The sequence below is a fragment of the Nocardia carnea genome, from assembly GCF_029868855.1.
GTDB classification, from domain to species: Bacteria; Actinomycetota; Actinomycetes; order Mycobacteriales; family Mycobacteriaceae; genus Nocardia; species Nocardia carnea_A.
Genome location: NZ_JARWOV010000333.1, coordinates 1 through 17,823, shown reverse-complemented (window position 1 = coordinate 17,823; position 17,823 = coordinate 1). Strand labels below are relative to the sequence as shown.

Genomic DNA, 17,823 nt, shown 5'->3' with positions numbered 1-17,823 from the left:
ATCAATGTCCTTTCGCCGGGGGAACGGCTTCGAAATCGAGTTTTTCGCGGACTCCGCAGTCGGGACAGCACCAATCGTCGGGAACCACCGACCAGGCGGTGCCTGCCGGGAAGCCCTCGCGGGGCGCACCGATGCTCTCGTCGTAGCGGTAATCGCAGACAGGGCAGGCGTATACGGCCATCAGCTCACCGCCCCGTAATGCGCCAGCACCTGGTCTCGCTTCCTGGGTTGGATGTTCACGCGGGTGATATCGCCGTGATAATGCTCCAGCACGCGGTGGTCCATCACCTTGCGCCACAGCGGCGGGAAGTAGGCCAGGGTGATCATGCTTGCGTAGCCGCTCGGCAGCGCGGGGGCGCCGTCCATACTGCGCAACGTCTGGTAGCGGCGGGTGGGGTTGGCGTGATGGTCGCTGTGCCGCTGCAGGTGGTAGAGGAAGATATTGGTGACGATATGGTCGGAGTTCCAGCTGTGCTCCGGAGTGCACCGTTCGTAACGACCCGAGGCCGTCCGCCGGCGGAGCAGGCCGTAGTGCTCGAGGTAGTTCACTGTCTCCAGAAGCGAGAATCCGTACACCGCCTGGATCACCAGGAACGGCAGTACACCCGGACCGAAGGCCACCGCCAGCGCGCCCCACAGAACCACGGTCATCGCCCAGGCGTTGAGCACATCGTTGCGCAACGTCCACGGCCCCTTGCCCGTACGCTGCAACCGGGTGCGCTCCAGCGCCCACGCCGACCGCAGACTGCCCCATACACTGCGCGGCAGGAAGCTCCAGAAGGATTCGGCGAACCGGGCACTGGCGGGATCCTCCCGGGTGGCGACCCGCACATGGTGACCGCGGTTGTGTTCGATGTAGAAATGCCCGTACCCGGTCTGTGCCAGGGAGATCTTCGACAGCCGGCGTTCGAGCAGTTCCTTCTTGTGGCCGAGTTCGTGGGCGGTGTTGATTCCGACTCCGCCCATGACACCCACGCTCAGCGCCACCCCGATTTTCGACCACAGCCCCAGCCCGCCGTCGATGCCCAGCCAGGACAGCTCGGGCGCCGTCCACAGGTAGGCGGCGAACACCAGGCTGGCGAGCTGGAACGGAATGAAGGCGTAGACGCAGTAGCGGTAGTACCGGTCGTGTTCGAGCTGCTGCATCACCTCGTCCGGTGGGTTCTGACCGTCCGGGCCGAAGAACCGGTCCAGAAGTGGTAGCAGTACGTAGACCAGCAGCGGGCCGATCCACCACCACACCGGTGCCACCGCGTGCCATCCCAGCTGGTTGCAGATCCACACCAGCGCCGCGGCCTGGCCCAGCGCGGTCGGCGCCACCAGCCCGAACAGCCACAGATATCTTTTGCGGTCGCGCCACTGCGCGCTCGCCGCGTCACGCGATCCCAGTTCGGACGTCGTCATCGTCGCCCACCTCGCCTTTCCGAACGCGGGCGACCGCTGCGCTGCCGCCCGCACCGGTCGTATCTCCGGATCCGACTCCCGAACTCGACCGTTTACACTTTTTGCCGATGTGTATTCATTACAGACATAGTAGGCATACTTGTCAATGAAGGGACACGAACTGTCGTGATGTAGGGTGGTGACCGTGGCCGGAACGCCGAACTTTCAGAGCGAGATGCGCCTGCTGCTGCGCGCACGCGTTATCGAAACCGCGCGCCGGCTGGTCTGCACCGAGGGCTGGGGCGCGGTGAACATGTCCCGCGTGGCCAAGGAAGTCGGCGTGAGCCGGCCGGTGCTCTACAAGGAGATCGGCACCAAACAGGATCTGGCCCAGGTCGTCATCGCCGCCGAACTCGACACCTTCCTCGCGGGCGTCACCGATACCGTTGCCGCCGAACCGGCAGACCTGCTCGCCGGAATCACCGCCGCCGCGGATTTCACCCTGCGCACGGCAGCCGACAACACCCTGCTCAAGGCTGTCTTGGCGGGCCGCTCCGGCGCCGATACCACCCTGCTCCCCACCTTGATGACCGACCCGGAACCAGTCCTGGGGCGCGCCTGTGTGGCGTTCACCGTCATCCTGCGCGACCGCTACGGCGTCGGCGATTTCACCGACGACGAATTCGGCACCAGAGTCGAGGCGATCGTCCGTCTCGTCCTGAGCCACCTGTTCCAGCCCACCGGATCCATCGATCGTGCCGTCGCCCAGATCGCCCTGGTCTCCGGCACCCTCCTCACCGCGAGTTCCTGACCGCCGCGCATCCGGCCACGGAGGGCACAGTTCCGGAGCCGGCCTCTTACCCGCCGAACGTCGCCGTGGGCAGTCCCGTGACCGTCGTCGAAGCGACCAACGTTGCGCCGTCGAGCGGTCCCGGTTCCGTCAGCCCGTGGGTCGCGGTGGTGACCAGCACCCGATGCGTCACATCGGAACTGAACGCAATGCTCGTCGGCTGCCCGGCCGGCACGGGCACCACGTCGACCAGCTCGCCGTCGGGACTGTACCGGTGCAGTCGGTGGCCACCCCACAGCGCCGACCACACGTATCCGTCCGCGTCGACGGTCATACCGTCGGGACTCGCATCGTCGACCGTGGCAAAGACCGCCGCGGGCCCCTCGATTCCGCCGTCCTCCCCCACGCGGTATCGCAGGATCACCCCGCGGGCACTGTCGGCGAGGTACATGGTGGTGCCGTCGGGGCTGAACGCCGGCCCGTTGGGGATGGTGATTCCGTCGAGAACCACCTGGACGCTGCCGCCGGTGCCGACCCGCACCAGCCGACCGGCACCGGGGGTGCCGTCGTAGGGCATCGCGCCGGCCCAGAACCGACCGTGGGGATCGGCGACACCGTCGTTCATCCGCATCGGAACCGGGCTGTCATCGAACGGCCGTGCCAGCCACTGGATCTCGACGGCGGCACCCGATTCTGCATTGTCGGAGACGTCGAGCAACGCGATCCCGGTGCCGGCCGCGGCGATCCAGCCGCCGCCGGCTCGCGGTGCGACGGCACCCAGGGGGACGTCGAGCCGCAGTACTTCCCGTGCGGCAGCCGCCGTTGCGGTCTCGGTCCCGGGGAATGGCTTACCGTCGGTTCCCGTGCACGGTTTGCGGTCGGTTCCGCTGGACGGCCCGCCGTCGGACTCGAACAACTTTCCTGCCAGCAGGTCGACGAACAGGAATCCGCGGTCCGTCGCCCGCGCACCCTCACCCAGTTCGTGCCGTACCCCGCCGAGCGCGCTCCACTCGCCCACCGTGCTCATCGCAGTGCCGCCCCGGAGCCCGCCGTGATCAGACCCAGCTCGTCGCGACTCGGCAACCCTTCCCAGTCACCGTTGCTCGACACCGCGAACGCTCCGAGGGTGTTCGCGCGAGCGAGCCGCTCGGCGACCTCGCCACCGTCGAGCAGCGCGGACAGATACCCCGCGGTGAAGGCGTCGCCGGCACCGATCGAATCGACGACACTCACCCGATGCCCCGCGGCCGGGATCACGCCCGCGGTGGTGTGCGCGGCGGCCCCGGCGGCGCCAAGCTTGATCACCACCTCCGCCACCCCGCAGTCGAGGAGCTCTGTGGGATCGCGAGCGACGAGACCGAGTTCGTCCTCGGACGCGATCACCACGTCCGCGGCGCGGGCCAGCGGCCGCAATGCTGCCGCGGCGGTAGCCGGATCCCACAGCCGAGAGCGGAAGTTCACGTCGAACGAAATGAGCGCGCCGCCTGCCCGCGCGATGCGGACGGCCTCGGTGGCGGCCTCGGCGGCACTCGCGGAGACGGCCGGTGTCACCCCGCTGATGTGCAGGATTCGCGGCATTTCCGTCAGTGCCGCAACGGCGTCCGCCACGCCGATCCGGGAGCCCGCGGAATCGCGGCGGTGGTATTCGACGCGGGTCACATCCGGCAGTCGCTGCTCGAACAGCACCAGGCCGGTAGCCCGGTCGGCGTCGCGGGAGACGGTGTCGACGAGGACGTTCTCCGCGCGCAGCGTACGCAGCACCAGTTCACCGGATTCGTCGGCGCCCAGCCTTCCTGCCCATCGCACCCGGTGGCCGAGGCGGGCCAGACCGATCGCCACGTTGGACTCCGCACCGGCGACGGCCAAGGTGGCGTCGCCGCCGTACCGGATACGGTCCGCTACGCGCACCGCCACCATGGTCTCGCCGAAAGCAACGACGTCGACCGCCCGCTCGACTGCCCCGCTCATACCTGCTCCCGCACGGCCTCGAGGAACGACCGTGCCCGCAGGCGCAGCGCGTCCAGGTCGCCACCGTTGGGCGCGTCACCGCACAGCGGACTCGCGACACCGACCGCGACCGCCCCGTTTGCCAGGTACGCGGGCACGGTATCCGCGCCCACACCGCCGACCGGGATCAGCGGGACACCGGGGAACGGTGCGCGCAGATCCTTGAAGTATCCGGGCCCCATCGTGGATGCCGGGAAGATCTTCACCGCGTCCACCCCGAGCCCGACGGCGGTGATGATCTCGGTGGGAGTCAGGGCACCGCAGAGCACCGGGACCCCGGCTTCGACCGCCGCGGGCACCGAAGGCGCCACACCCGGGGTGACGACATAGGTGGCACCGGCGTCCCGCACCCGGATCACCTCGTCGGGTGTGAGGACAGTGCCCGCGCCGAGCTGGATTCGTCCGTCCAGCCTCGTCGCCACCTCCTCGATCACCCGGAGCGCATCGGCGGAGGTGAGGGAGACCTCGAACAGCCGGACGCCTTCGTCGGCGAGAGCCAGTGCGGTGTCGATCGATGCGGTGGCGTCGGTGCCCCGGATGATGCCGAGGAGCCGGTGGGCGCGCAGGTCGTCGAGCAGGGTCATGAGATTCCTCGATTCCGTCCGGTCTCGTATCGTGGGTTCGGCAGCGAGCGGGTTCACCATTCGGCGAACGACCCGTCGGAGTGGTGCCAAATCGGCCCGTGCCAGCTGGTGGCGACAGCGTCGGCCGCCCGGACCGCGGCCTCGTCGATCGTGACCCCGAGACCCGGTGCGTCCCAGCGCTCGATATGCCCGTCGACGAACTCGAACGGGGCGCGGTCGAGGACGTAGTCGAGCAGTTCGGCACTGCCCTCGTTGTAGTGGATGCCGATGGATTGTTCCTGCAGCAGGAAGTTCGGGGTCGCGAGCGCGACCTGCAGACTGGCCGCCAGCGCCAGCGGGCCGAGCGGACAGTGCGGCGCGAGCAGCGCACCGAAGGTTTCGGCCAGGGCCGCGATGCGCCGGACCTCGGAGATACCACCGGCGTGTGAGAGATCCGGCTGCACGATCGCGACGCCCGATTCGAGCACGGGCAGGAATTCGGTTCTGGAGTACAGGCGTTCGCCGGTCGCGATCGGTACGGTGGTCGACTCCACCACATCCCGCAGCCGATGGCTCAGTTCCGGCAGGACCGGTTCCTCGATGAACAGCGGCCGCATCGGCTCGAGCATCGGTACAAGCCTGCGCGCGTCCGCGACCCCCACGCGACCGTGGAAGTCGACCGCGACATCGTTGCGGTCGCCGATCGCGTCCCGGACCTTACCGACCCGTGCGACCACGCCGTCCAGTTCCGCGGGCGTCGCCAACCGGCCGAATCGCCCGCACGCGTTCATCTTCAGCGCTGTCAGACCGGCCTCGATCTGGGCGCGGGCGGCGTCGGCCACCTCGTTCGGTTCGTCGCCGCCGACCCACCCATACACCCGGACCCGGTCGCGGACAGCGCCACCGAGTAGCTGGTGCACCGGTACGCCCAGCGATTTACCGAGGATGTCCCACAGTGCCTGGTCGATTCCGGCGACGGCGCTGGAAAGCACCGGGCCGCCACGGTAGAAGCCGCCCTTCGTGAGAACCTGCCAGTGCGCCTCGACGGTGCGCGGATCCTTCCCGATGAGCAGTTCGGCGAGTTCGTGGACCGCGGCACGGACCGTATCGGACCGGCCTTCGACCACCGGTTCGCCCCAGCCCACGAGGCCGGCATCGGTGTCGATGCGGCAGAACAGCCATCGGGGCGCGACTGCGAAGGTATCGATAGCGGTGATCTTCACCCGGATTCCTTACTGTCGAGAAGATTGAGCACACGCGACAGATCGTCTGCGGACTTGTCGAGAAGTGCCCGGGTCGCCGCCACCGCGGCGGTGGGATCGCCCGCCCGGATGGCGTCGACGACAGCGCGGTGACTCGGCACCGGGTCGTCGGTGGTGTGGTTGTGCACAAGGGAATCCCGGACCATCAGCGCGGGTTCGACGAGCACGTTCATACTGGCCAGCATTTCGTTGTGCGCGGCCCGCAACAGCAGTCCGTGCCAGGCCAGGTCCGCGGCGGCGGCCTGTTCCGCGGTTCCCGTCGCGGCGGCGGCCATATCGGCGAGCGCTTTTTCGAAGTCGGCGAGGTCCTCGTCGGTACGGCGTAACGCGGCCAGTCCGGCGGCGGACGGTTCGATGATCGCCCGCACCTCGGCGAGTTCGTCGAGCATCGCGGACGCGTCGCCGGCGGAGTGCCGCCAGCGGATCACATCGCTGTCGAGCACATTCCACTCGGACCGGTCCCGGACGAAGGTTCCGCGGCGCTGCCGGGAATCGACGAGGCCCTTGGCCGCGAGCACCTTGATCGCCTCGCGCAGCGCGGTCAGCGACAGGTCCATCCGAGCGCCGATCTCCCGCAGATCGAGGACCTCGCCGGGCGCCATGGTGCCGTCCACGATCCGGGAACCGAGCAGTTCCACTGTCGTACCGTGGACTCCGCGTCCCGCATAGCCTGTCATCTCTTCCCTCGACTCCGCTCTCCGTGAATATGTGCACACCGCGCCGGTTGCGGTCAGGACGAATTCTTGGTGATGCTCCAGCCGCCGTCGACGGTGAGGGTTGTGCCGGTGACGAAGGAGGCGGACGCACCGAGCAGGAACTCGATGGGACCGGCCACCTCATCGGGATCACCGAGCCGTCCGATCACTGTCTCCGCGGCGCTCGCGGCGCGGTCCGCTTCCGGAATACCGTCCCACTGCGTCGTCAGGATCGGTCCGGGCAGCACACAGTTCACCCGAACCTCACCGCCGTACTCGGTGGCGACCTGCCGGGTCAGGCCGGTGAGTCCGGCCTTGGTCGCCGCGTAGGCGGGCACCCCGGGGAGACCGAAGCCGGCGTGGACGGACGAGACGATGACGATCGCGCCGCGCCGGTCGCGGCGCAGGTCGGGCAGGCACGCCCGGATCCCGTGGAAGGCGCCGGTGAGATTGACGTCCAGCTGCCGCTGCCATGACTCGAGCGCCATCTCGTGCAGTGGGGCGTGATCGGTGGCCAGGGCGTTGCAGACGAGGGCGTCGATGGGACCGAATATCGCGTGCGTGCGTTCGACCGTTGTCGCCCAGTCGGTTTCGGACGTCACGTCGCCGCGACAGGCCAGCGCGCGGCCGCCCGCGGATTCGATCGACGCGGCTGTCTCGGCGACCGTCTCGGCACGGTCGAACAGCACCACCGACCAGCCCGAGTTCGCCATGCGGCGGGCGGTTGCGGCACCGATACCCCGGGCCGCGCCGGTGATCAGCACCGTGCCGGTGCCGGGTGCTGCGGTCACAGCTCCTCCTCCTGGTCGTGTACCCGGCCGGGGCCGGGTGCGGTGCCGAGGTCGTGTTCTGCTCCGGTGTCGTGCTCGCGTAGCGTGAGCGGGCTCCCGACCATGTCGCTGTCCAGCGTGATTGCCGCACCGGCCCGGACACCGCCGACGGTGACACCGCCGGCCAGGAGGTCGCCGCCGACATACGCGGCGAACCCGGCGTCGCTCTCCCAGTGCCCCACCGGGGTAACACTGCGGACCTCGCCCACACCGGCGGCGGTGGCGCAGCGGTACCCGAGTGCGGTGTGTTCACCCGGCGCGAGCGTCGCCGACGAGCCGAGGAGTTCGATCTCCACGATGCGGGCCCGCGGATGCAGGCCGCCGAGATGTTCGATCGGTTCCTTCAGCGGGTGCTCCATCCACACTTCCACCCGGGATCCCCCGTCCGGGTAGTCACCGCGCGGGTCGACCGTGAAGGTCTGGGTGGTGGTGATGCCGTGCGCTGCATGCGCCAGCCACCCATTCGCGCCGGGGAATCCGATTTTGCCGACGACATCCTGGTGCGGCACCAACACCCGACCGGCGCCGAGGACCTCGTGCCGGGGCGCTCCGGTGCCGACCGCGAGCGGCACCGCCCGGTGGTCGCCATCGGTGACACCGACGTACACACCGCCGCTACCGGGTCCGCCCGCGGCGCGCTGGGTGACGTTCCACAGCGCCCACCGCACCGGCCGCGCCGACGAATTGCGGGCCTCGAGGCGTACGTCGTACCAGCTCCGCCCGTCCCGCAACGTGACCGCCCGAGTCAGCGTGAGTCCCGTGCGCGGGTCGTGACCGCTGGTCATCGTCAGGGTCACCGCACCCGGTACCCGCTCGACGTGCCGGTTGTACGGCCCGGAGTCCAGCACCGGATCCGGCGGGCCCGCCCATTCGGCCGGACCGGACCAGCCCTGCGGCGCGGGCCATGTCTTGTCGCCGCCGTAGTTGTTCCAGACACTCATCGGCCCCGAGACCGGCGCGGGCACGTGCGGCGGCACCGGATGCAGATCCTCGTCCAGCAGATCGGTGTTGCGCCACAGAGTTTCCCGGCCGCGCAGTTGTACCGAGAGCAGCCGTCCGCCCAGCGCGGGGACGAACCCGAGCCGTAACACCGTGTTGTCGAGCCATACGACGTCCGGACGCCGTCCGGCACCTTCATCGATCTCGACGAAGGTGCCGGTGGCGGGCGGCCGAGGCGTCACGGCAGCGAATCCGCGACGAAGACGACCTTGCCGCGACTACCGCCCGCGGCGAGCGCAAAGGCCCGATCGGCCTCGTCGAGGGTGAACCGATCGCTGACCACCGCCTCGGGACGCAGGCCCCATGCGACCAGGTTGGCCGCCAGATCCGACATCGCCTGCAGGGAGGTCACCCACGACGCGTGCAGCGTCAACTGCTTGTGCAGCAGGGTGTCCGAGACCTCGGTGTCGAAACGACCGCCCTCGCCGATGAACGAGACGTGGCCCCATTCGGCCGCGTGCTCGACAGCGGTGGACCGGCCGGGCGCCGACCCGGACGCGTCGATGGTGAAGGCGAAACCCGCCCCGCCGGTGAGCCGGTCGAGTTCGGCGTCCGCCTCGTCCGGCGCGACGGTGGTGTGGAAGATACCGAGCGAATCGGCCCACTCCCGGCGCACGCCGGACGGTTCGACACCGACGACGCGGCCGGCGCCCATACCGCGTCCGATCATGCCGGCCGCGAGGCCGACGGGTCCGAGACCGACGACGAGCAGGTCACCTTCGCCGCTGACACCGATACGGCGCAGCCCCTCGTAGGCCGTACCGAACCCGCAGGCGATGAGCGCACCGTCGACATAGGAGAGCTCCGCGGGCAGCGGCACGCAGGTGCGCTCCTCGGCCAGAACATAGCGGGCATTGCCGCCGTCGCGCTGCCAGCCGTACGACTCCCGCGACGGTGCGGTGCAGCTGATGTAGAAGCCGCGGCGGCAGTTGTCGCAGAGTCCGCAGCCGGCGATGTGATAGACGATGACCCGGTCGCCGGTACCGAAACGGGCACAACCGGGCCCGGCGGCGACGACGCGCCCGGACGGCTCGTGGCCGGAGACGACGCCACGATAGGCGGGGCCGTCGATACCGCGGTGTGTCTTGTACTCGCGGTAGATGTAGCTGATATCGGTACCGCAGATACCGGCGGCGCCGACCTCGACGAGCAGCTGCCCCGGACCGGGCACCGGCACCGGGACCTGGCGCATTTCGGTGGTGGAGTTGCCGGGAAGGTAGATACCCGGCATCGTCTCGGGAACGGCCCGCGTCCCGGATTCGATGGTGGTCACGATTCCTCCTGTGGGCGGCCGGGTCGGTACCGGGTGGTGACCCGCACGGAATTGGGGCCCGTCATGCGGTGCGGACGGCCGCGGCACCGCGGCGGACGACGAGCGCGTTGATCAGGACGGCGCCGACGATGATCACGCCGCGAATAACGTCCTGCAGGAAGGAGTTCACCCCGAGCAGGACCAGTCCGTTACCGATCACGGTGATGAAGACGACGCCGAGCAAGGTGCCCAGCATCGTGCCGCGGCCGCCGGCGAGGGCGGCGCCACCGATGACGACCGCGGCGATGATGTCGAACTCGAGTCCGGCTCCGGCGCTGCCGGATCCCGCGCCGAGCCGGGAGGCGAGGAGCACACCGGTGATCGCGGAGAGCAGTCCGGTGGTGGCGAACAGCAGGATGCGCACCTTGGTGAGGTTGATACCGGCCAGCTGGGCAGCGGCCGCGTTACCACCGATGGCATACACCGAACGACCGTACGCGGTGAATTTGGCGATGTAGACGAACACGGCGAACAGGATCAGCATCACCACCGCGGAGGTGGGGATACCCAGGACGGAACCGCCCAGGAGGTCGAACAGGCCGCTTTCGGGAAGTACCACGGGCAGCGCGTCGGTGAGATAGAGACCGAGACCACCGAGGACACTCCACAGGCCGAGGGTGGCGATGAAAGAGGGCACATTGAAACTGGCCCGCAGCCAGCCGGCCAGTGCCCCCCACGCCGCACCGAGCACCAGCGTCAGCAGCACGGCACCGAACACACCGAGCCCCCATTGGGCACTACCCATCGCGACCAGTACCGAAGCGAACGCGACGGCCGGGCCGATGCTGATATCGATATCGCCCGCGATGATCACCAGGGTCACGCCCCAGGCGGCGATGCCGATCGTCGCGGCATCGCGCAGAATGCCCAGCTGATTCGAACCGTCCATGAAACCCGACGCCGTGAGGCCGAGCACCACGTAGAGTGCCGCGATCGCCACCACGAGGCCGATTTCGTTGAGCTGATGACTACGCGAGCCCAACCAGCTGCGCGCTGTGCGGGAATCACCCGGCTGGAGACTGTTCTCGGTGATGACCACAGGGTCCTCTTCTCGTCTTTGGCTTCGTGGTGGTCAGGCCGCCATCGCGGCGGCGAGGACGGAATCGATGGTGATACCGGAGCCGGTCAGCTCCTCGGCGATCTCGCCGCCGCGCAGCGCGATCACCCGGTCACACACCAGGGGCAGTTCCTCGAGTTCGCCCGAGACGAACACGACGGCGGCTCCCCCGTCGGCGAGTTCCCGGACGAGGCGGTAGATCTGGGATTTCGCGGCGACGTCGACGCCTCGGGTGGGTTCGTCGAGCAGCAGGATCCGGCTGCCCGCGTGCAGCCAGCGACCGATAACCGCCTTCTGCTGATTGCCGCCGCTGAGATTGACGATCGGCGTCTGCGGGCGGGCCGTCGCGATCGACAATCGCGAGATCAGGTCGGCGGCGACCGCGCGGAAGCGGCGGTACTGGATGGTCGGCCCGGAGCTGACGGCCCGATAGTCCGATATGAGCATGTTCTCGTCGACACCGAGCAGCGGCACGATGCCCGCCCCCTTGCGGTCCTCGGGCGTCATACCGACTCCCAGAGCCTTCATCCGGGCGGCGGTGACAGTGCGGACGTCGGTCCCGGCCACCGCGACGGAGCCGGACGAGATCGGCTGGAAACCCGCGACGGCGCGCAGCAGTTCGCTGCGGCCGGAGCCCATCAAGCCGGCGATTCCGAGGACCTCGCCCGGATACACGTCGAACGACACCGCGCGGATCTTCGGCGGCAACACCAGATCCCGTACGGAGAGCAACGGCGTTCCGGAGCGGTCCACGACGCGCTCGGCACGTTCCTCCACGGCCGTCTCGGTGGAACCGACCATCAACGCGACCACATGGGCGGTGCTGACGTCCTCCAGCGATACGGTGTCGACGACCCGGCCGTCGCGCATGACGGTCGCGGTCGAGGCGACCTGCCGGATCTCGTCGAGACGATGGCTGACGTACACGACCGCGACCCCGGCCGCCGCGATCCGCTCGACGGTCTTCAGTACCGCCTGGACTTCGGCGGCGGCCAGCGCGCTGGTCGGCTCGTCGAGGATGAGCAGCCGGGGCCGGCGCCGGACGGCGCGGCAGATCTCGACGAGCTGTTGTTCGGCGAGCGGCAGCGATTCGACCCGGCTGAGCGGATCGATATCGAGCGCGAGTTCCGCCAGCACAGCAGCGGTTTCGCGGCGCATGGTGTCGTAATCGACGCGCCCGGCGCTGCGAGGCCAGACGCCGAGGAACATGTTCTCCGCGACGGTCAGTTCCGGGACCAGGCTCAGTTCCTGGTACACGGTCTCGATACCGAGCGCGGTCGACCGCCGCACACCTGGGCCGAGTAGTTCACCGCCGATACGGATGGTCCCCCGGTCCGGGGTTTCGACGCCCGCGAGCAGCCGGATCATCGTCGACTTGCCGGCGCCGTTGCGGCCGAGCAGGGCCCGCACTTCACCGGCACGAATGGTGACGGACGCGTCGGTCAGCGCTCGTACACCGGCATAGTGCTTGGTCAAACCCTCGATCTCGACGACAACGGCGCCGGTTGCGGGATCGTCCGTGCGGTGAACCATGATGTCCTTCCGGGAATGGTGCGGGTCGCGAGCGGGTGCGGCGGTCACGGGATGCCGTCCGGATGCGTCTCGATCCATTCCGCGCCGGCCTGCGCGCCGACGTACTCGTCCACCGGTGCCGGGATCAGGAACTCCGCGGGCGGGTTGCCGTCGAGAATGTCGACGGCCGCGCGGCCCGCCAGGTCGCCGACCTTGATGCCGGAGATATCGGTGACGCCCTTGAGGATGGTGCCGTCCCGCAACATCCCGGCCGCCTGCGTCGACATATCGCCGCCGAACACCACCACGTCACCGGCCTTACCCCGGGCCTGCACAGCACGTGCCGCGCCGATCATCTGTGAGCCCGCCTCGCCGTAGAACGCATCGACATCGGGCTGGGCGGTGAGTACCTGTTCGGCGCGCTGGACCGCCTCGTCGAGGGTCAGCCCCTGCTGGTTGGCCACGATGGTGGCACCGGGGACCGCCGCGGTGAGCGCTTCTTCGAAACCGATCCGGCGCTGGACGCACACCTCGAACTGTTCGCAGTTGATCACACCGACCTTCGGTGCCGTAATGCCCTGCGCTATGAAGTAGGCCGCCATCTGACGTCCCGAAGCGGCACCGAATTCCTCGGGATCGCCGAGCACATAGGCCGAAACCAGTTCCCGGGCGGCGGCATCCTCGACGCAGGTGTTGTAGCAGATGATCGGGACGCCGTTCTCGTGCGCGAGCCGCAGAGCGGGAACGGAAGCGGTGGCGGAGGACGGGGAGATGATCAGCGCGTCGGCCTTCACCGAGACGACCGTATCGACGAACGTGCTCTCCTTCGACGCGTCCGACTGGATGTTCGACGCGAGCAGCTGTGGCGAGTCGGGCTGTTCGGCGAACGTCTCGTTCAGGCCCCGCGCGACACCGGCGTAGTACCCCTCGGCGTTCAGGTAGACGACCCCGACGCGGCCGTTCTCGCCCACCTTGCCCGCGCAGCCCGCGACGGTCGCGGCAATCAGCACCGCGCCGAGCACGGCGCCCCACTTCCACTTGACCTGCATGTGACCTCGATGTCTCGCTGGGCAACTTCGCTTCGATCAGAGTCGCCGACCACACCCGACCGTGTCAATACTAAATTATTATTTATTGGGCCAAGGGTGGGACCTGCCGACAGTCCGCGAGTTCCGGGTCCCGGCCGGCCGTGGCAACGCACGAGCCGGTCGGAGCGGTGCCGGCCCCGTGCCTCGGTGCGGTCACAGACCCATGTGAAACGCGGGTCGCCGTGCACACCCGGTTGCCATGCCCGACAATGATCGGGCCATCGGCGAGTGGCCGGCGGCTCGCGACCGTGGTACGTGCCGGCCACGGTCTGTACCGAATGAGGCGGTTGTTATCTATGGGCGAAGTGCTCAGCAGCGCCAGTGACTTCATCTGGGGTCCCTGGCTACTGATTCCCCTGCTCCTGCTGACCGGACTGTATTTGACGGTTCTGCTGCGTGGGATCCAGTTCCGACGGTTCGTGCTCGCCTTCCGGCTGGGATTCGTCGAACGCGCCGATATCGACGCCGAGGGCGATATCTCGCACTATCAGGCCCTGTCCACCGCGCTGGCGGCAACGGTGGGTGTCGGCAATATCGCCGGTGTGGCTACCGCGATCTCCCTCGGTGGGCCGGGCGCGGTGTTCTGGATGTGGCTGACCGGGTTGGTCGGTATGGCCACCAAATACAGCGAAGCGTTCCTCGGTGTCCGTTTCCGCCGCACCGACGCCGCCGGTAAACAGGCCGGCGGGCCGATGCACTACCTACGGCGCGGAATCAAGGGACCACTCGGAGTATTCCTCGGCGGCTTCTTCGCGGTGGCCGGTGTCATCGCGTCGTTCGGTATCGGCAATATGACCCAGGCGAATACGGTCGCGCTGAACGTGGAGTCGGAATGGGGCCTGCCCACCTGGATCACCGGGCTGATCATCACCGGCCTGGCCGCCGCGGTCATCCTCGGCGGCATCAAGGGAATCGGCCGGGTAGCCAGCGTTTTCGTACCGGTCATGATCGTGCTGTACATCCTGGGCGCCCTCGCGGTGCTGATCTTGCGGTTCGATGACCTGCCGGCTGCTATCGGTGAAATCATCACCGATGCGTTCACCGGCACGGCGGCCACCGGTGGTTTCGTCGGCGCCGGCGTCGCCGCGGCCATTCAATACGGTGTGGCGCGAGGGATCTTCTCCAACGAGTCCGGGCTCGGTACCGGCGGTATCGCGGCCGCCGCGGCCTCGACCACCCATCCGGTGCGCCAAGCGCTGGTATCGATGACCCAGACCTTCATCGATACGCTCGTCGTGGTCTCCTTCACCGGACTGGTGATCGTGGTGACCGGGGTGTGGAAAACCGATGCCGACGCGGCGACCTTCACCGCCGCCGCATTCGCCGATGCCCTGCCCGGTACCTGGGGCAGCGTCATCGTGACCATCAGCATTATTTTCTTCGCCTTCTCGACAGTTCTCGGCTGGTCCTACTACGGCGACCGGTGCATCGAGTTCCTGTTCGGCAACGCACTGGTGGTGCCGTACCGGATCCTGTTCATCGCAGTGGTCTACGTGGGCGCGACCACCGAGTTGACCACGGTCTGGACGTTCTCCGATGTGGCCAACGGCTTGATGGCATTGCCGAACCTCATCGGCCTGCTGATCCTGTCGCCACTGGTGTATCGCGAGACCAAGGCCTACTTCGAGCGAAAAGACCCGGTTACCCACGATCCGGCGACCGCGAATACGCGGACGATCTAGCGCGGGCCCGGGCGCGGCGTTCCGGCAGGAGCCTGTGCGCCTCACCGGGCAAACGCGCGCACCTGACCGGCGTCGGCAGACCCGGAGCCGCTTTGCTCCAGGGCAGAGTCGAAGGGTTTCCCGTGGTGCCGCGCGTTCTGTTCGGCGACGACTCGCAGGCCGATCAGGGCCTGTTCGATCCGCGGCGCGTCCGGCCTGACGGTCCCGCGGTCTTGCGGCTCCCTGCGCATGGCAGTAGCTTCCGGCAGGTCCACTCCACGTGTCAGCGAACAGCGGCCGCGCTGCCGCTCCGCCCGGCCAGAGGAGCGCCACTGAGTACTAGACGCAAGACACCCGGCGCTGTCCGCATGCTGCGCGGCCGTGAACTTGCACGCGGGTTCGGCAGCTGGCTACGGCCACCGCGGCATCCGGCACGGTTGGTGGTGTTCGGCTTCGGCGCGGCCACCGTAGTGGGCACGCTGCTGTTGATGCTTCCGATCTCGGCGGAGTCGAGAGCGGTCACCGATCCGGTAACGGCGCTGTTCACCGCGGTATCGGCGGTGTGTGTGACCGGTCTCGTGGTCGTGGACACCGACAGCCACTGGTCGTTATTCGGTGAGCTGGTGATTCTGGGATTGATCCAGATCGGCGGGCTGGGGATCATGACCCTGGCCTCGCTGCTCGGGTTGCTGGTGGCGCGGCGGATGGGGCTGCGGATGCAGCTGATCGCGCAAACCGAGAACAAAACGGTGCGGCTCGGGGAAAGCCGGCGGGTGGTCGTCGGGGTTATCCGGATGAGCCTGCTGGTGGAGGCACTGGTGGGTGTCGCCCTCGCGGCGCGGTTCATGATCGGGTACGACGAGCGCGGGTGGAATGCGATATATCTCGGGTTTTTCCATTCGGTCTCGGCCTACAACAACGCCGGATTCGCGCTGTACCCCGACAATCTGATGGGATTTGCCACCGATCCGTGGATCATCGTGCCGATCTCACTTGCGCTGGTCGTCGGGGGTCTGGGGTTTCCGGTGGTCTTCGAGATCACCCGGTCGATGCGCCGGCAACGGGTGCGTGGCATTCGCTGGCGGCGGTGGTCGCTGCACACCCGGATCACACTCATCACCTACGCATTGTTGAGCGCGGTCGGGGTGGTCGCGGTGATCGCTTTCGAATGGTCCAACCCCGGCACCCTGGGGCCATTGGGCACTGCGCACAAGTTGCTGGTGGGCGGATTCCACGGTTTGTCGCCCCGCACAGCCGGTTTCAACTCGCTCGATATGGGGGCCATGCATTCGTCGACATTGCTGATCAATGATGTGCTGATGTTCATCGGCGGTGGTAGTGCCGGTACCGCCGGCGGGATCAAAGTGACTACGTTCGCGCTGCTGGCGTTCGTGATCATGGCCGAGATCCGGGGTGAGCCCACCGTGCACGTGATGGGACGCAGGCTCGCCGCCCCGGTGCAGCGCCAAGCGATCACGGTGGTGCTGCTGGGCGGCGGCGCCGTGGTGATCGGCACTCTGATACTGCTGACAATGACCGGAATGGACCTCGACTCGGTGCTGTTCGAAGTGGTCTCGGCGTTCGGCACGGTGGGCCTGTCGACCGGCATCACCGCCGATATCCCGGATCCGGGGCTTATCGTACTGGTCGTGTTGATGTTCATCGGGCGGCTCGGCCCGATCACCCTGGCCACGGCGTTGGCGCTGCGTGACCGCGGCCGCCGCTACGAATTGCCCGAGGAGCGTCCCATTGTCGGGTAGGAATCCGCGAAAGCACGGCACCCGCGTTGTGGTGGTCGGTCTCGGGCGGTTCGGCAGCGCGCTCGCCCGTGAGCTGGTCACCCACGGCTCGGAAGTTCTGGCGATAGACTCCAATCCGACTCTGGTCCAGCAATATTCCGACGAACTCACCCACGTCGCGGTCGCCGACACCACGGATATGGAGGCCCTCGAACAACTGGGTGTACCCGACTTCCCGCATGCTGTGGTGGGGATCGGCTCCAGTATGGAGGCCAGTATCCTGACCACGTCACTGCTGTCCGATTTCCGGATACCCAAGATCTGGGCCAAGGCCACCAGCCGCCGCCACGGCCAGATCCTCGAACGTGTCGGTGCCCACCATGTGGTGTTGCCCGAGCACGATATGGGTGAACGTGTCGCGCATCTGGTCACCGGCCGGATGATCGACTACATAGAGTTCGACACCGACTATGCCATGGCCAAAACCAGCGCACCCCGGAGCAGTATCGGCAAAACGCTCACGGCCAGCGGCCTGCGGCAGCATTTCGACATCACCGTGGTGGCGATCAAACACCGCGGCGGCGAATTCACCTACGCCACCGCCGACACCGTGGTCGCCGCCGGTGACGTGCTCATCGTGTCCGGCCGCATCGAAGAAGTGGAACGCTTCGCCGACCTCACCTGAGAACACCGCCACACAGGAACGAGCCCCCGGGCCCCCCCGCCCGCCCCCCCGGCCGGAGGGGCGGGGGGAGAGGGGCAGGCGGCGGGCCCGGGGGGACCGCGGGATAGCGGTGGGAAAGGTGAATTCGCTGACGCTGCTGCCGGACCGGGTCCGCATGAAGTTCACCGTCGAGGACGAGGTATTCGTGGGCGATCAGACCGCTCTGGATCTCCGTATGCTGACAATCGTCGGCGGTTATTA

The 17,823-nt window shown here is 67.9% G+C and carries 17 protein-coding genes; 4 read left to right on the top strand and 13 right to left on the bottom strand.

The window, feature by feature from the left end:
- Position 1: 1 nt before the first annotated feature.
- Together QH195_RS33845 and QH195_RS33840 are read right to left on the bottom strand one after the other, a co-directional pair.
- Positions 2-181 (bottom strand): rubredoxin, encoded by a 180-nt coding sequence (locus QH195_RS33845; protein ID WP_280422265.1) that lies wholly within the window; start codon positions 179-181, stop codon positions 2-4.
- Positions 181-1,404, bottom strand: coding sequence for an alkane 1-monooxygenase (locus QH195_RS33840; RefSeq protein ID WP_280438397.1), 1,224 nt, complete (start codon positions 1,402-1,404; stop codon positions 181-183). Before QH195_RS33840 ends, QH195_RS33845 begins: the two co-directional genes overlap by 1 nt.
- A gap of 184 nt (positions 1,405-1,588) precedes the next feature.
- Here QH195_RS33840 and QH195_RS33835 point away from each other — a divergent pair, with 184 nt between their 5' ends.
- A complete protein-coding gene (locus tag QH195_RS33835; protein WP_280438396.1) occupies positions 1,589-2,194 on the top strand; it encodes a TetR family transcriptional regulator in 606 nt (201 codons plus the stop codon).
- Positions 2,195-2,240: 46 nt separating this feature from the next.
- On the opposite strand, the gene QH195_RS33830 is transcribed toward QH195_RS33835, so the two are convergent.
- The 11 genes from QH195_RS33830 to QH195_RS33780 all read right to left on the bottom strand — a co-directional run bounded on the left by QH195_RS33830 (position 2,241) and on the right by QH195_RS33780 (position 13,459).
- Positions 2,241-3,200 (bottom strand): SMP-30/gluconolactonase/LRE family protein, encoded by a 960-nt coding sequence (locus tag QH195_RS33830; protein WP_280438395.1) that lies wholly within the window; start codon positions 3,198-3,200, stop codon positions 2,241-2,243.
- Positions 3,197-4,141, bottom strand: coding sequence for a sugar kinase (locus QH195_RS33825; RefSeq protein WP_280438394.1), 945 nt, complete (start codon positions 4,139-4,141; stop codon positions 3,197-3,199). The genes QH195_RS33830 and QH195_RS33825 overlap by 4 nt, the downstream gene beginning before the upstream one ends.
- Positions 4,138-4,764, bottom strand: a complete 627-nt coding sequence (locus tag QH195_RS33820) for a bifunctional 4-hydroxy-2-oxoglutarate aldolase/2-dehydro-3-deoxy-phosphogluconate aldolase (protein ID WP_280438393.1) — start codon at positions 4,762-4,764, stop codon at positions 4,138-4,140. The genes QH195_RS33825 and QH195_RS33820 overlap by 4 nt, the downstream gene beginning before the upstream one ends.
- Before the next feature lie 53 nt (positions 4,765-4,817).
- The gene (gene dgoD / locus QH195_RS33815) at positions 4,818-5,966 is read right to left on the bottom strand and encodes a galactonate dehydratase (protein ID WP_280438392.1); all 1,149 of its coding nucleotides are present in this window, start codon (positions 5,964-5,966) and stop codon (positions 4,818-4,820) included.
- Positions 5,963-6,682 (bottom strand): FadR/GntR family transcriptional regulator, encoded by a 720-nt coding sequence (locus tag QH195_RS33810; RefSeq protein ID WP_280438391.1) that lies wholly within the window; start codon positions 6,680-6,682, stop codon positions 5,963-5,965. The genes dgoD and QH195_RS33810 overlap by 4 nt, the downstream gene beginning before the upstream one ends.
- A 53-nt stretch (positions 6,683-6,735) precedes the next feature.
- Complete coding sequence (locus tag QH195_RS33805) at positions 6,736-7,491, bottom strand: SDR family NAD(P)-dependent oxidoreductase (protein WP_280422273.1); 756 nt, start codon at positions 7,489-7,491, stop codon at positions 6,736-6,738.
- A complete protein-coding gene (locus QH195_RS33800) occupies positions 7,488-8,711 on the bottom strand; it encodes a DUF4380 domain-containing protein (protein WP_280438390.1) in 1,224 nt (407 codons plus the stop codon). Before QH195_RS33800 ends, QH195_RS33805 begins: the two co-directional genes overlap by 4 nt.
- A complete protein-coding gene (locus tag QH195_RS33795; protein ID WP_280438389.1) occupies positions 8,708-9,802 on the bottom strand; it encodes a zinc-dependent alcohol dehydrogenase family protein in 1,095 nt (364 codons plus the stop codon). Before QH195_RS33795 ends, QH195_RS33800 begins: the two co-directional genes overlap by 4 nt.
- 61 nt (positions 9,803-9,863) lie before the next feature.
- Positions 9,864-10,880: an ABC transporter permease gene (locus QH195_RS33790; protein ID WP_280422276.1), complete on the bottom strand. Its 1,017-nt coding sequence runs from the start codon at positions 10,878-10,880 to the stop codon at positions 9,864-9,866.
- A gap of 33 nt (positions 10,881-10,913) precedes the next feature.
- On the bottom strand, positions 10,914-12,431 hold the full coding sequence (locus QH195_RS33785) for a sugar ABC transporter ATP-binding protein (protein WP_280438388.1): 1,518 nt from the start codon (positions 12,429-12,431) through the stop codon (positions 10,914-10,916).
- 44 nt (positions 12,432-12,475) lie between these two features.
- Complete coding sequence (locus tag QH195_RS33780; RefSeq protein WP_280438387.1) at positions 12,476-13,459, bottom strand: substrate-binding domain-containing protein; 984 nt, start codon at positions 13,457-13,459, stop codon at positions 12,476-12,478.
- Between the two features lie 335 nt (positions 13,460-13,794).
- Between QH195_RS33780 and QH195_RS33775 the strand changes: the two genes are divergently transcribed.
- The 3 genes from QH195_RS33775 to QH195_RS33765 all read left to right on the top strand — a co-directional run bounded on the left by QH195_RS33775 (position 13,795) and on the right by QH195_RS33765 (position 17,583).
- The gene (locus tag QH195_RS33775) at positions 13,795-15,180 is read left to right on the top strand and encodes an alanine/glycine:cation symporter family protein (protein ID WP_280422279.1); all 1,386 of its coding nucleotides are present in this window, start codon (positions 13,795-13,797) and stop codon (positions 15,178-15,180) included.
- Positions 15,181-15,302: 122 nt separating this feature from the next.
- Entirely contained in the window at positions 15,303-16,919 is a 1,617-nt protein-coding gene (locus QH195_RS33770; protein WP_348536838.1) for a TrkH family potassium uptake protein, read from the top strand.
- On the top strand, positions 16,909-17,583 hold the full coding sequence (locus QH195_RS33765) for a potassium channel family protein (protein WP_280438386.1): 675 nt from the start codon (positions 16,909-16,911) through the stop codon (positions 17,581-17,583). The genes QH195_RS33770 and QH195_RS33765 overlap by 11 nt, the downstream gene beginning before the upstream one ends.
- Positions 17,584-17,823: the final 240 nt, after the last annotated feature.

Bases quoted from the DNA above. Each gene is read 5' to 3' on its own strand.
- QH195_RS33845 (WP_280422265.1), bottom strand. From the start codon at position 181: ATGGCCGTATACGCCTGCCCTGTCTGCGATTACCGCTACGACGAGAGC.
- QH195_RS33840 (WP_280438397.1), bottom strand. From the start codon at position 1,404: ATGACGACGTCCGAACTGGGATCGCGTGACGCGGCGAGCGCGCAGTGG.
- QH195_RS33830 (WP_280438395.1), bottom strand. From the start codon at position 3,200: ATGAGCACGGTGGGCGAGTGGAGCGCGCTCGGCGGGGTACGGCACGAA.
- QH195_RS33825 (WP_280438394.1), bottom strand. From the start codon at position 4,141: ATGAGCGGGGCAGTCGAGCGGGCGGTCGACGTCGTTGCTTTCGGCGAG.
- QH195_RS33820 (WP_280438393.1), bottom strand. From the start codon at position 4,764: ATGACCCTGCTCGACGACCTGCGCGCCCACCGGCTCCTCGGCATCATC.
- QH195_RS33810 (WP_280438391.1), bottom strand. From the start codon at position 6,682: ATGACAGGCTATGCGGGACGCGGAGTCCACGGTACGACAGTGGAACTG.
- QH195_RS33785 (WP_280438388.1), bottom strand. From the start codon at position 12,431: ATGGTTCACCGCACGGACGATCCCGCAACCGGCGCCGTTGTCGTCGAG.
- QH195_RS33780 (WP_280438387.1), bottom strand. From the start codon at position 13,459: ATGCAGGTCAAGTGGAAGTGGGGCGCCGTGCTCGGCGCGGTGCTGATT.
- QH195_RS33775 (WP_280422279.1), top strand. From the start codon at position 13,795: ATGGGCGAAGTGCTCAGCAGCGCCAGTGACTTCATCTGGGGTCCCTGG.